This is a genomic window from Mesorhizobium alhagi CCNWXJ12-2 (assembly GCF_000236565.1).
GTDB classification, from domain to species: domain Bacteria; phylum Pseudomonadota; class Alphaproteobacteria; order Rhizobiales; family Rhizobiaceae; genus Allomesorhizobium; species Allomesorhizobium alhagi.
On sequence record NZ_AHAM01000033.1, the window covers coordinates 1 to 12,802 of the forward strand.

Consider the following 12,802-nt stretch of genomic DNA (forward strand, 5'->3'; position numbering starts at 1 on the left):
GGCTCCATTAGCCGGCGGCGGCGTGATCACACCTTGCGTCGTCTGGTCGCCGGCGCCCTTGACGTTGCCGTTCTCGTCAAAGGTGATGGTGCCGAAGGTCTTCGGCGCGCCTGGCGCGGACGGGTCGACACTGGTCGCGTCGCCGGTGATGATCTCCTCGACGCTACCGGGCGCCTGTGCGGCGCCGCCGGCAGGCGCCTGCCGCTCGGACGCCGGCGCTTCGGCGACGTTGCGGTTGGATTTGCCTTTGGCGTCCGAGCGCTTTTCAAGCTCCTGGAATCGGAACTCGTTGTCTTCCTGCATCTTGCGCATCTGCTCCTGCATCTGCAGGATCTGGAAGTTGAGCTCCTCGATCGTGCCCGACAGCGAGCGAATCTGCTCTTCGAGCGCGACCACGCGCGGGTCGCCGGCTTGTGCATACCGCACGGTCTCGTCGGCCTTCTTGGAGCCGAATACGCCGGGAAGTCCGAATTTGGGCAGCAGGTCGATGATGCCGGGGCGGTCTTGCTCGCTCGGCTGCGCGAAGGCGGCCGTCCCGGAAAGAAGGATTGCGGCGAGTGTGCCGCTCAGGATCGCTCGAAAATACATATGCCTCTCGCGGAAAGTGGATGTTGCCTCGCGCGGAACCGCGCTTTTTCGCTTTTATCAGGGCGTGAGACTTCGGCCAAATTTTGTTTGCGGGCAGCATGAACAAAAAAGGCGGCCCTTGGGACCGCCTTTGAATGCAACTGTGTCAGGGAGGTCAGCTTCCGGCGCCGCTCAGCGCGGTGACGGCGCGGCGGTTCTGTGACCAGCAGGAAATGTCGTCGCAGACCGCGACCGGCTTTTCCTTGCCGAAGGAGATGGTGCGCATGCGGTTGGCGGCGACCCCACGCGCGGCGAGATAGTCGCGGGTCGCGGCGGCGCGGCGTGCGCCGAGCGCCAGATTGTATTCGCGCGTGCCGCGCTCGTCGGCATGGCCTTCGATCTGGATGGCGTAGTTGGGGTACTTGTTCAGCCATTGCGCCTGGCGCGCGAGCGTTCCCTGAGCATCGGCGCGGATTGCCGAGGAGTCCGTATCGAAGAAGATTCGGTCGCCGACATTGACGGTGAAGTCCTGCGCCGAGCCGGGGGTCGCCGCACCCGCACCAAGGCCGAGATCGGCCGCGCTGTTGGGCGTCTTCCTGGAGGCGCAGCCGGTGATCGCCAGCGCCGCCACCATGGCGATTATTACGGGATTCGTGGTCAGTCTCGCGATGCGGCGCATCCCCGCCTCTCCTTCGCATTTGAGTGAAATCATTGAATTTCCAGTAACCACGTTGCGGTTAACCGGGGTTCAAAGAACATGGTTAAATTTCGGTTGCCGCCACCGCCGTCCGCAATGCCGGGCCGTTCCATGTTCCAGTTTGCGCGCACCCTAGGCGGAAATGGGGCGCAAACGCGGCGATATGGTGAGCCGCCGCGCTTAGCGGATTATTCGAGCAGCGGCGACCAGGCCGGGTCCGAGGCGAAGTTCGCTGTCGGGATAGGCTGTTCATTGCGGCCGGTCAGGTCGATCGAGTGTAGGCGCGGTCCGCCCGAGCCGGCCGCTTCCTTGAAGAACATGATGACACGGCCATTGGGCGCCCAGGTCGGGCCTTCCTGCTGGAAGCCTGTCGACAGGATGCGCTCGCCGGAACCGTCAGTCTTCATCACACCGATCGAGAACTGCCCGCCCGACTGCTTGGTAAAGGCTATGAGGTCCCCGCGCGGCGACCACACCGGCGTCGAATAGCTCCCGCCACCGAAGGAGATGCGGGTCTGGCCGGAGCCGTCGGCGCCCATCACGTAGATCTGCGGTTGGCCGCCGCGGTCGGAGGTGAAGACGACTTTGCTGCCGTCAGGCGAATAGGAGGGCGAAGTGTCGATCGCGTTGGAATTGGTCAGCCGCGTCGTCGTGCGGCTGCGCAGATCCATGGAAAAAATGTTGGAGTTTCCGTCTTCGCGCAGCAGGCTCATGATCACTTTCTGGCCGTCGGGCGAAAAGCGCGGCGCAAAGGTCATGCCCGGGAAATTGCCGACGAGCTCGCGCTGCCCGGTCTCGATCTGCAAGAGATAGACCTTGGGCTCGCCGCTCTCATAGGACATGTAGGTGATTTCCTGGCGGGTCGGCGAAAAGCGCGGCGTCATCGCGATCGACTTGCCATCCGACAGGTAGCGCACGCCGGCTCCGTCCTGATCCATGATCGCCAGGCGCTTGCGGCGCTGGTTCTTGGCGCCGGACTCGTCGATGAACACGACGCGCGTGTCGAAATAGCCCTTCTCGCCGGTCAGCCGCTCATAGATCGCGTCGGCGATAATGTGGGCGACGCGGCGCGAATTGGCCTTGGACGAGAAGAACTGCTCGCCGGTGAGCTGCTGGCCGGCAAAGGTGTCCCACAGGCGGAACTCGGCGCGCAGCCTGCCGTCGGCCTCCTCGCTGACGCGGCCGGTGACCAGCGCCTGCGCGTTGATGACTTTCCAGTCCTCGAAGCGGGGGGCCGCGTCGGGGTTGGAGATCTTTTCGATGAACGCGCCCTTGTCGATCGGCGCGAACAGGCCGGACCGCTTGAGGTCGGCGGCGACGATGCCGGCGATTTCCGCACCCAGCGCATCGCCCGACAGGAAATCGGTGATGGCGATCGGCAGCGGTTCGACATTGCCCTTGTTGACGTCGATCTCAACCAGCGCCTGTGCCGGCAGGACAGCCGCGCTCATTCCGGCGGCGAGAGCGCCTAACATCAGGAGTGTCGTCAGGAAGTGCTTCATGAAGTTCAGCCTCTTTGGTCCGTATCGGGGCATGCGAGAGCCTTCAGAACATCTCGCTGGGGTCGAAATTGACGATGACGTCGGCCCACGCGTCATACTTTTCGGCGGGGAGATTGTAGGGGGCGCAGCGCGACACAGCCCGGCGGGCGGCCTCTGCGGCCGCGCGCTCGACACCTGAAGAGCCGCCGCCGGCGATGATCTCGGGCGTGCCTTCGAGAGCGCCGCTGGGGTCCAGCTTGAACTGGACCGACACTCTGAGCGCCTCGCCGTCGAGCGCACCGGCGGGAATGTTCCAGCAGCGCTGGACCTGGCCGCGCAACGCGTCCATCTCGCTTTGCGACAGTTTCGAGCCGCTGGTGGTCTTGTCGCCGCCGAGCGCCGCCTGCTGCGTCGAGCGCTTGGCGCCGCCGCCGGAAGCCTTCTCCTTGTTGAGAAGGGCCGCCACTTCGTCGGCATTGAATTCCTTTTCGGTCGATTTCGGCCTGGACGCCGCTTTCTGCGTCGGCTTGTCGGCTTCCTTGCGGTCCGGCGTCTTGGCGGTCTGCGCCTGCGGCGGCTTCGGCCGCGCCTCGGGCGCCGGAGCGTTTTCGGGGAGCTTCACCGCCTCGGCCTCGGCCGTCTCGGCAACGATCGTCTCGGCGACCGGGTCCGGCGTCACCTCCTGCTTCGGCTCGGCGGCCGGCGCGACTTCGGTGGCGGGCGCCGCTTCCTGCTTCGGCTCGGGTGGCTTCACCGGCTCGGGTTTCGGCTGTTCGACCGGCTCGGGTCGCGGCGCAGGCTCGGGGGAGGGTGGAGGCGCTGCCGCCGTCTCGACCGGCTTGGGCTTTGCCTCAGGCGTCACCGGCTTGTCGGTGTCGACGGTGTTTTCGCCGACCTTCTGCGCCTCGGGCACGATGTCCGGCTTCTTGGTCGGCAGCGGCGCCGGCGTTTCGTTGACGGTCGCAGTCTTATCGCCCTGCTGGATCTGGGTGATCTCCTCGACCGGCACGATGTCGACCGGCAACGCCTCGACGTCGGCGACTTCGAGCGCGCTCGGCGCCGACAGCGTGAACAGACCGAAGCCGAGCAGCGCCGCGTGCATTATGACCGATGTGGTGAGACCGGCTTTCATCAGGGTTTACTGGCCGTCCTGTTCCTGCAGCGTCACGAGACCGAGATTGCGGTAGCCGGCCGCCGAAATGCGCGCCATCACCTTCATCACCGTGCCGTAGTCGGCGGTTCTGTCGCCGCGCACATAGATGCGCTCCTCATAGCCGGCCTGTGCGATCGCCTCGAGTTTCGGCACCACTTCCTCCAGCGGAATCTCCGTCTCCTGAAGATAGATCTGGCCGCCCTGGTTGACCGAGACCGTGATCGGCTGCGTGTCTGAGTTAAGCGCCTTGGCCTGCGTCTCCGGCAGGTCGATAGGCACGCCGACCGTCAGGAGCGGCGCCGCCACCATGAAGATGATGAGCAGCACCAGCATCACGTCGACGAAAGGCGTGACATTGATCTCCGATATCAGGCCGTGATGGCGGCCGCGCCGCCTGTGGCCGCGCGACCCGCGCCCGCCAGTTTGTCCCGCTGACATTCCCATGCTTTGTTGTCCTCAGCCCTTGGGAGCTACTTTTTCATCGATTTGGCGCGAGAGTATGGCGGAGAATTCATCGGCGAAGCCTTCCATCCTGACCGCTATCTTGCCGGCGTCCGATGACAGCTTGTTGTAGGCGATGACCGCGGGGATAGCGGCGAGCAGGCCGATTGCGGTGGCCAGCAGCGCCTCGGCGATGCCGGGGGCCACGACCGCCAGATTGGTCGACTTCGAGCCGGCGATGGCCTGGAACGAGGTCATGATGCCGACCACGGTGCCGAACAGGCCGATGAAGGGCGCCGCCGAGCCGATGGTGGCGAGGAAGCCGAGCTTGCCTTCGAGCCGCTCCATTTCGCGCGTCAGCGCCAGATCCATCGCCTTGTCGATGCGGGTCTGCAGGCCGAGCGGCGATTTCGCGCCCTTCTCGAAGCTCTTCTTCCACTCGCGCATCGCCGCCACGAAGATCGCGCCCATGCCGACGGTCTTGCGGTCGGCCAGCGTGCGGTAGAGTTCCTCCAGCGATTGGCCGGACCAGAAGATCTGCTCGAACCGGTTCAGCGCGCCGCGCATGCGGGCATAGGCGACCAGCTTGTCGACGACGATCGCCCAGGTCCAGATCGAGGCCAGAAGCAGGCCGATCATAACCAGCTTCACGACCCAGCCGGCCTGCCAGAACAGCCCCCAGATCGACAATTGCACGCCCGGCTCGGCGAGAGGTAGGTTTTCCATACAGACAATTCCTTAGATATCCGGGCTTGGCTCGCGGCTCAGCCCAATGCGCATCATCCCGTTCGGTCCGTTCACGCGAAGCTTCCGGAATGCCCTGAAAATGCGACGGTGCGGGCCTTTTCAGGGCAAAGTTTGGTGAAACGAAGGCGCGCCGAATCCGCCTGATTTCACCGGAGCAAGCCACAGTTTGCTCTGGTCTCTTCATGGACCGTTAAGGTTAAGGATGGGTTAGTGGGCCGGCGAACGGCTCAAAGCTTTCCCGGCATGAACGCCGCGATCCATTCGCGCGGAAAGCGCCTCGGCCGGCCATTCTCGCCGATGATCGCGGCCTCAACCTTGGCCTCGACCAGCACTTCCTCGCCGCGCTTCAACTGCTGCGCCATGAAGATGCGCGCGCCCGAAATCTCCTCGGCGCGTGTCTCCACGGTCAGTATGTCGTCGATGCGGGCGGAGCCGCGAAAATCGATCTCCATGCGCCTCACCACCCAGACGATCCTTTCGCCATGCTTGCCGCCGGCGAGTTCGGTGTGGTGGACGCCGGCGAGCCTCAGGAAATCGGAGCGGCCGCGCTCGAAGAATTCGAGATAACGAGCGTGATAGACGACGCCGGAAAAATCGGTGTCGGCATAATAGACCCGCGCCATCAGCCGGTGCCCGGAGGGCGTCAGTTCGCCGGAGAGGCCGGCCATAAGCCTCTCGCGTTCACCATGGTCACCCATTGCGCTTTCCTTTTCCCACGCGGTCGCCTCGTTCACTCCTCATCCTCAAACAGGCTGATCTGCTGGATTGCAAGGTCGCGCGGCGCTTCCAGCCCGAGATGCTTCCAGGCGTTCGCAGTCAGCACGCGGCCGCGCGGGGTGCGCTGGATAAAGCCCTGCTGGATCAGGTAGGGCTCGATAATATCCTCGATGGCGTCGCGCGGCTCGGAAAGCCCTGCCGCGATCGTCTCGATGCCGACCGGACCGCCGCCGAAATTCTGCGCGATCATCGAGAGATAGCGCCGGTCGAGAGAATCGAGCCCGAGCGCGTCGACTTCGAGCCGGGTCAGCGCGTCGTCGGCCACCTTGCGGGAAACGTGATCGACGCCGGCGACGCTGGCGAAATCGCGCACCCGGCGCAGCAGACGCCCGGCGATGCGCGGCGTGCCGCGGGCGCGCCGGGCGATCTCCAGCGCGCCGTCGTCGCCGAGCGGCATGCCAAGAATGCGCGCGCCACGCCGTACGATCATCTCAAGTTCCTCGACCGAATAGAAATTGAGCCTGACCGGGATGCCGAAGCGGTCGCGCAACGGGTTGGTGAGCAGGCCGAGCCGGGTCGTGGCAGCGACGAGCGTGAACTTCGCCAGGTCGATTTTCACCGAGCGCGCCGCCGGCCCTTCGCCGATGATCAGGTCGAGCTGGTAGTCCTCCATCGCCGGATAGAGGATCTCTTCGACGGCCGGGGACAGCCGGTGGATCTCGTCGATGAAGAGAACGTCGCGGTCCTCGAGATTGGTGAGGAGCGCTGCGAGATCGCCGGCCTTGGCGATGACCGGGCCGGAGGTCGAGCGGAAATTGACACCGAGTTCGCGCGCCATGATCTGCGCCAGCGTGGTCTTGCCGAGGCCGGGCGGGCCGACGAACAGCACATGGTCAAGCGCCTCGCCACGGCCCTTCGCGGCCTCCACGAACACCTTCAGATTTGCCCGCGCCGCGGCCTGGCCGACGAATTCGTCAAGGCTCTGCGGTCGCAGCGTCACATCGACGTCTTCGCCGCGAGGGTCGGGAGAGATGAGGCGGGGCGCGGTGTTCATGCGAGAAGTTCCATCTCCGGTACGACCTTGGCGGCACCGTGATCGAAAGTCACGGTGGAGGTGCAACCCGCACGTCTTGCCGAATAGGAGATCAAGTGATCGGCAAGATCGCCGCGTTCGGCCTCGGCGATGATGCTGGACAGCGCGCTTTCGTCTTCGAAAACAAGTTCTGCAGTCTCGAAGAGTGTTACGACCAGAGAGCGAGTTTCTGCCCGGCTGTATCCATAACGCTGCCGCAACGCCCAAACCAGCTCGGCCAATACAATCAAGCTGACGAAAGCGGGATCTTCCGCGGTTCGGCTATTGAAAAAGGCGGCTGCTTTCGCGAACTGCCGTTCGTCGTCGCGAAGCACGAAACGAAGCACAACATTCGTGTCGACCGCCTTCACTTGCTTTTCCCATAGAGTTCGTTCCACTCGCGGACGATCCGTTCATCGTCCTCGGCGACAGCCTGCCCGATCGCTTCATCGATATCTGTGAGCGTGGCTCCGGCTCCTTTAGGAGGTTTGCCAAGGATTCCGGCGAGGTCGGCAATCCGCCTGTTCTTCGGCAAGGCGACAACTTCGCCATTGCGGACGGTGACATAAAATTTAGTGCCGGGAGTGAGCGCAAGCGCATCGCGGACATCCTTCGGGATGGTCAGCTGACCTTTCGAGGTCATTGTCGTAAAAGCGCCCATGTCATACCTCGTCGGAAATTTCTTACCATACGCAAATAGTAAGAATGTGCTGCCAAGACAACGTCGTCACCGCGCCAGTTCCTTCAGCCCGAGCCTTATCAGCCTGGCCGAATCCGCGCCGTCCCCTGCGCTTTTCATCGCTGCCGCCACCGCATTCGCCGCGATGTCGCGCGAATAGCCGAGATTGGTGAGCGCCGAGACCGCATCGGCGACGGGCGCGGGCGCAACGCCTTCGCCGAGTTCCTGCTTCAGCCCGATCGTGCCGGACGCAGTCCCGGCAAAGGCCGGCGCCTTGTTCTTCAATTCGGTCACGATGCGCTCGGCGACCTTTTTGCCCACGCCCGGCGCTCGCGAGACGGTGGCGATGTCCTTCAGCGCGATTGCATTGGCCAGGTCGGCAGGGGCAAGGGTGGAAAGGATCGCGAGCGCCACCTTGGCGCCGACGCCCTGCACATTGTTCATCAGCATGCGGAACCATTCGCGCTCCAGCGCCGTCCGGAACCCGTAGAGCCGGATCATGTCCTCGCGCACATAGGTTTCGATGAACAGCGTCACCGCCTCGCCCGGCGCGGGCAGCGCGGCAAGCGTGCGCGCAGGGCAATAGGCGACATAGCCGACGCCGTGCACGTCGACGATGCAATGATCCTCGTCGATCTCGTCGAGCGTCCCCTTGAGCTTGCCGATCATGTATGCGCGTCCGGCGCGATGATTTCGACGGAGCTTTTGGGATCAATCAGGGTCGATATCGTCACGTGGTCCCCGCAACCAATCTACATATTCCTTGCCATCCATCCCCATCGTGTCGCAAGTGCCGGACATGCTCGCAACCCGTTCCTCGAATGTCTGGCCCGACGACGAGTCCGCTCGCTTCTGAAGAAAGATGCCATCGTCCCTTTCCACGAATTCCACTTCCGATCCCGGCCCAATGCCAAGGCGGTCCCGAATCTCTTTCGGTATCGTAACCCGGCCTTTGGTTGTAACCCGCATAGCAATGCCCAGGGCGTTTACCTATCTCGCTTACGCGGAACAAGTCAAGAACATCACCCCGCAAGCGCCGCCAGCCTCGCCACCGCGCTCCCGCGATGATGCGCATGGCAAATGGCGATCGCCAGCGCGTCGGCGGCGTCCTCGCTGTCGAACACGGCCTTCGGCATCAGCACCTTGACCATCATGGCGATCTGCTTCTTGTCGCCATGGCCGACGCCGATCACTGCCTTCTTGACGGCGTTCGGCGCGTATTCGGCGACCAGGAGCCCGGCAAGCGCGGGAACCAGCATGGCGACGCCGCGCGCCTGGCCGAGTTTCAGCGTGGCGGCCGCATCCCGATTGACGAAGGTCGCTTCGACCGCCGCTTCATGCGGAAGCTGGGCGCGCAATATCTCCGAGAGCCCGTCATGCAACTGGCAAAGCCGCGCCGCCAGCGCCGCCTTGTCGTCGGAGCGCACGGTGCCCGAAGCGACGAAACGCAGCGAATTGCCGAGTGTCTCGACGATGCCCCAGCCGGTGCGCCGAAGCCCGGGATCAATGCCGATGATGCGAATCGCGCCGTTCATGCGGACGAATCTACCCGCGCCGGGCGCGCTTGTCAGAAAAAGCCTGCAGATCGCTCGTAACAGGGGAACCGATTGCAGGCCACCGCGTTTGCGATGGCTGACACTTTGCCACTGGCGGGTTGCAGTTGAACCGGCGGAATGCCCCCTGTCCCTGTCGACATCTCCGCCGGTTCATCCGCCATTCGTCTAATACAGTGTTTACGCAACTGAACCGCCCCCTATATCCGCCAGGATGCAAGGCCAGGGGAGAATCGTGACTCGCGACAAACGCGAAGACTACATTTACAGCCGGGCTTACGAGCTTGCGGCGACCGGGCTGCACCTCGAGCCCATCACCATCATTGCCGCGCTCATCAAGGAAGGTTACCCAGAGGCCGCCGAACTCCTGGACAGCCCGCTTATACGCAACGATCTGCGGCAGGTCTGCGCCCGCAACTGGCCGGGCGCGGATCCCGAAAGGCCGGCAGACGCCATCGGGCGGCCTGCGCCGCGAAAGCGCCGGAGAAAGCCGCCGTCCAACGGCTTCACCTGAGGAGTGCGGCAGCCGGTGAGGGGCCCGCTATTTGGGGAGGTGGCGAACCGGTCAGCCGCGGGCGAAGGCCGTGTTCAAAAGGGTGATCTGGTCGGAGACCGGATTGGTGCGTCTTGCGGCCGGCGCCGCCGAGTGGTTGCCGGCGCGGCCATAGATCTCTTCGTCCATCCGGCGCACCAGCGCCTGCAATCTCAGCGAACGGTTCACCAGATCGACGAAAGCTTCCGGCAGTTCATTCCAGCCGGCCGCGTCGTCATGAGCCGAAGCGGTGTCGAGCCGCACCTTCGATTTCTCCGACGCCACCTGGTCGCGCGTCATCTCGCCGGAATTGGCGGCGCGCTGCAGGAGGAGCCATGAGGCGACCTGCATCAGGCGGGTGGTGAGCCGCATCGATTCGGCTGCGTAGAGCGTCGCGGCCAGGCGCGACAGCTTCTTGGCTTCGGCGCGGCCCGAACCGTCGAGATATTCGGCAGCCTGTTCGACCAGCCCCATCCCCTCATTGTAGAGGGGCTTGAAGGACTGGGAGAAGATCCGGCGTTCCGCCAGCCTGACCGTCTTCGCGCCGCTCTTCGAAGCCTCGATCATCATTGTCGCCCCTGCATTCCTGAAACCGCCGCATGCCATATATTGGCAGCCCGCCGGCGCGTTCCGAACCTATACGATACCGTTCCGGGAAAATGCGCCCGTGCATGATTGAAGGCAAGCACATGTTTAACAGAAGGTTAACGCGCCCTGCCGGCGGCGGGTTGTCCACAGCGAACCGCCGAGGAAAAAAAGAGCCGCTGAAAAGCGGCTCTCAGGAGTTTAACAGGGAGGCGTCAAACGAAGTGGCTCCAAACCACTCGGTAAGTATCCAGATCACTGGATGCGCATAGTAAACGCCCGTAAAGCTTAACGGTGGGTTAACGGCCGCGAAAAAATTGTCGTCAACCCGCCGTCGCGTCCCGCGCTGGCACAGCCGCCCGATCGTCGGCTTTCCACAGCACCGGCAGCGCTATCCAGGCGAAAAGCAGCAGCGAGGCGAAGAAGCCGATCGAGCTCACCGCTACGACGGGCTCTATGCCGGGATTGCCGCCGAGCATTACAAACAACCCGGCGACCAGTCCGACGCCGCTCACTGTGGTCAACCAGAAATGCGCAGGCGCCAGCCGCGAGGCGCGGGCCGCTGGCACCAACTGGTAGAAGAACGCGAACACCGCCGACATCAGCCAGCCCGCCACCATGATGTGGGCGTGGGTCGGCATCTGGGCGTGGTCGTGGCTGATCGCCATGGATAGGCCAAGTATCATTCCCGCGATCGCGTAGCCGATCGCCAGCGTGAAGAAATTGCGTGCTATAGCGTGCATTGTGGACCCCCTTGCCGAGCCGCCCCCGCGGCCGTGCATCATCATCATACCGCGTTGGCCGGCCTTTTGCAGCAGCATTGTTTCGGCGCCATGTCGCCGTGCACGGGCCGTGTCGGTGCGCGGTTACATAGCCGCTACAGAGCCTTTGCCAGTTCGCGCAGCCGGAATTTCTGCATCTTGCCGGTTGAGGTTTTGGGGATCTCGGCGAAGATCACAGTCCGCGGACATTTGAAGCGCGCCAGGAGCGTGCGGCAATGCTCTATGATCTCGCTCTCCGTTGCAGCCTTTCCGGGCTTCAGCTCGACATAGGCGACGGGCGTCTCGCCCCATTTGTCGTCGGGCCGCGCGACGACTCCGCAGGAGGCGACCGCCGGATGCTTGTAAAGCGCGTCCTCGACCTCGATCGAAGAAATGTTCTCGCCGCCCGAAATGATGATGTCCTTCGACCGGTCCTTGAGCTGGATGTAGCCGTCCGGATGCATCACGCCGAGGTCGCCGGAATGGAACCAGCCGCCCGCGAAGGCTTCGTCGGTCGCCGGCCGGTTCTTCAGATAACCCTTCATGACGATGTTGCCGCGGAACATGACCTCGCCGATGGTCTCGCCGTCAGCGGGCGTCGCTTCCATCGTCTCGGGGTCGAGCACCGTCAGCGCCTCCAGCGCGGCATAGCGCACGCCCTGGCGCGCCTTTCTCGCCGTGCGCGGGCCCTTGTCGAGCGCGTCCCAGCCGGCGTGCCATTCATTGACGACGGCGGGGCCGTACGTCTCGGTCAGCCCGTAGAGGTGGGTCACGGCAAACCCCGCGTCGGCCATGCCCGAAAGCACAGCCTCCGGCGGCGGAGCGGCCGCGGTGTTGAAGGTCACCGTCTGCGGAAATTCCCGTTTATCCGCGTCGGGTGCGTCGATCAGCGTCGACATTACGATCGGCGCGCCGCAGAGATGGGTGACGCCATGGTCGGCGATGGCGTCATACATGGCCTTCGCCCGCACCCAGCGCAGGCAGACATGCGTGCCCGCCTGCACCGCCAGCGTCCACGGAAAGCACCAGCCATTGCAGTGGAACATCGGCAGCGTCCACAGATAGGCCGGGTGCTTGCCCATTCCGGCATGGATGGTGTTGGCGTAGGCCATCAGCGCCGCGCCGCGATGATGATAGACCACGCCCTTGGGATTGCCGGTGGTGCCGGACGTGTAGTTCAGCGAAATCGCGTCCCACTCATCGTCGGGCATCGACCAGGAAAATTCCGGGTCGCCACTCGAGACGAATTCCTCGTAATCAAGCGAGCCGATTCGCTCGCCCTTAGGATAGGGTGCGTCGGCGGCGTATTCCGGATCGTCATAGTCGATGACCAGGGGCCGGACCTTGGCGAGCGCCAGCGCCTCCTTCGTGACTGTGGAGAACTCGCGGTCGACGATCAGCACCTTGGTCTCGGCATGGTCGAGCTGGAAGGCGATCACCGCCGCGTCGAGCCTTGTGTTCAGCGAATGCAGCACGGCCTTGACCATCGGCACGCCGAAATGCGCTTCCAGCATGGCCGGCGTGTTGGACAGCATCACCGTCACCGTATCGCCCTTGCCGATGCCCTTCTGCGCCAGCGCCGAGGCAAGCTGCAACGACCGGCGCCAGAAATCGCGGTAGGAGAGCCGTAGGCTGCCGTGGATGATAGCAGTCTGGTCTGGATAGGTCTTCGCCGCACGCTCGAGATAGGTGAGCGGCGTCAGCGGCTGGAAGTTGGCAGTGTTTCGCTCCAGGTCGCTGTCGTAGATGCTCGCCACTGAAGTTTCCCCGCTGGATGAGTTTTAGCGGAGCTTAGCGGCAACGATAGGCGTCGTCAT

General features: G+C 63.8%; 16 protein-coding genes and 1 pseudogene. 1 reads left to right on the forward strand and 16 read right to left on the reverse strand.

Annotation, left to right across the window (positions count from 1 at the left end; translation table 11 throughout):
- The 13 genes and pseudogenes from MAXJ12_RS04680 to ruvC form a co-directional block, all read right to left on the reverse strand.
- Positions 1-588 (reverse strand): annotated as a pseudogene (locus MAXJ12_RS04680) (tol-pal system protein YbgF); the annotation flags it as partial.
- 154 nt (positions 589-742) lie between these two features.
- The gene (pal, locus tag MAXJ12_RS04685) at positions 743-1,246 is read right to left on the reverse strand and encodes a peptidoglycan-associated lipoprotein Pal (protein ID WP_008834625.1); all 504 of its coding nucleotides are present in this window, start codon (positions 1,244-1,246) and stop codon (positions 743-745) included.
- A gap of 206 nt (positions 1,247-1,452) precedes the next feature.
- Complete coding sequence (tolB, locus tag MAXJ12_RS04690; protein WP_244421441.1) at positions 1,453-2,739, reverse strand: Tol-Pal system beta propeller repeat protein TolB; 1,287 nt, start codon at positions 2,737-2,739, stop codon at positions 1,453-1,455.
- A gap of 70 nt (positions 2,740-2,809) precedes the next feature.
- On the reverse strand, positions 2,810-3,877 hold the full coding sequence (locus MAXJ12_RS04695) for a hypothetical protein (RefSeq protein WP_008834627.1): 1,068 nt from the start codon (positions 3,875-3,877) through the stop codon (positions 2,810-2,812).
- A 6-nt stretch (positions 3,878-3,883) separates the two neighbouring features.
- Complete coding sequence (tolR, locus tag MAXJ12_RS04700; protein WP_008834628.1) at positions 3,884-4,342, reverse strand: protein TolR; 459 nt, start codon at positions 4,340-4,342, stop codon at positions 3,884-3,886.
- A gap of 12 nt (positions 4,343-4,354) precedes the next feature.
- Positions 4,355-5,065: a protein TolQ gene (gene tolQ / locus MAXJ12_RS04705; protein WP_008834629.1), complete on the reverse strand. Its 711-nt coding sequence runs from the start codon at positions 5,063-5,065 to the stop codon at positions 4,355-4,357.
- 248 nt (positions 5,066-5,313) lie between these two features.
- The gene (gene ybgC / locus MAXJ12_RS04710) at positions 5,314-5,784 is read right to left on the reverse strand and encodes a tol-pal system-associated acyl-CoA thioesterase (protein ID WP_008834630.1); all 471 of its coding nucleotides are present in this window, start codon (positions 5,782-5,784) and stop codon (positions 5,314-5,316) included.
- A 32-nt stretch (positions 5,785-5,816) separates the two neighbouring features.
- A complete protein-coding gene (gene ruvB / locus MAXJ12_RS04715) occupies positions 5,817-6,857 on the reverse strand; it encodes a Holliday junction branch migration DNA helicase RuvB (protein ID WP_008834631.1) in 1,041 nt (346 codons plus the stop codon).
- Complete coding sequence (locus MAXJ12_RS04720; protein WP_008834632.1) at positions 6,854-7,246, reverse strand: PIN domain-containing protein; 393 nt, start codon at positions 7,244-7,246, stop codon at positions 6,854-6,856. Before MAXJ12_RS04720 ends, ruvB begins: the two co-directional genes overlap by 4 nt.
- On the reverse strand, positions 7,243-7,536 hold the full coding sequence (locus tag MAXJ12_RS04725) for an AbrB/MazE/SpoVT family DNA-binding domain-containing protein (protein ID WP_008834633.1): 294 nt from the start codon (positions 7,534-7,536) through the stop codon (positions 7,243-7,245). The genes MAXJ12_RS04720 and MAXJ12_RS04725 overlap by 4 nt, the downstream gene beginning before the upstream one ends.
- A gap of 66 nt (positions 7,537-7,602) precedes the next feature.
- Positions 7,603-8,223, reverse strand: coding sequence for a Holliday junction branch migration protein RuvA (gene ruvA / locus MAXJ12_RS04730; protein ID WP_008834634.1), 621 nt, complete (start codon positions 8,221-8,223; stop codon positions 7,603-7,605).
- A 42-nt stretch (positions 8,224-8,265) separates the two neighbouring features.
- Entirely contained in the window at positions 8,266-8,523 is a 258-nt protein-coding gene (locus MAXJ12_RS04735; RefSeq protein ID WP_008834635.1) for an AbrB/MazE/SpoVT family DNA-binding domain-containing protein, read from the reverse strand.
- Positions 8,524-8,576: 53 nt separating this feature from the next.
- Positions 8,577-9,089 (reverse strand): crossover junction endodeoxyribonuclease RuvC, encoded by a 513-nt coding sequence (gene ruvC / locus MAXJ12_RS04740; protein ID WP_008834636.1) that lies wholly within the window; start codon positions 9,087-9,089, stop codon positions 8,577-8,579.
- 253 nt (positions 9,090-9,342) lie between these two features.
- Between ruvC and MAXJ12_RS04745 the strand changes: the two genes are divergently transcribed.
- Positions 9,343-9,621: a hypothetical protein gene (locus MAXJ12_RS04745; protein WP_008834637.1), complete on the forward strand. Its 279-nt coding sequence runs from the start codon at positions 9,343-9,345 to the stop codon at positions 9,619-9,621.
- 51 nt (positions 9,622-9,672) lie between these two features.
- Here MAXJ12_RS04745 and rcdA read toward each other — a convergent pair whose 3' ends face one another.
- The 3 genes from rcdA to MAXJ12_RS04760 all read right to left on the reverse strand — a co-directional run bounded on the left by rcdA (position 9,673) and on the right by MAXJ12_RS04760 (position 12,742).
- Entirely contained in the window at positions 9,673-10,206 is a 534-nt protein-coding gene (gene rcdA / locus MAXJ12_RS04750; RefSeq protein WP_040584887.1) for a protease adaptor protein RcdA, read from the reverse strand.
- 341 nt (positions 10,207-10,547) lie between these two features.
- The gene (locus MAXJ12_RS04755; protein WP_040584915.1) at positions 10,548-10,967 is read right to left on the reverse strand and encodes a hypothetical protein; all 420 of its coding nucleotides are present in this window, start codon (positions 10,965-10,967) and stop codon (positions 10,548-10,550) included.
- Between the two features lie 134 nt (positions 10,968-11,101).
- Positions 11,102-12,742 carry an acyl-CoA synthetase gene (locus MAXJ12_RS04760; protein ID WP_008834640.1) on the reverse strand — a complete coding sequence of 547 codons (1,641 nt, stop codon included), beginning with the start codon at positions 12,740-12,742 and terminating at the stop codon, positions 11,102-11,104.
- Between the last annotated feature and the right edge of the window lie 60 nt (positions 12,743-12,802).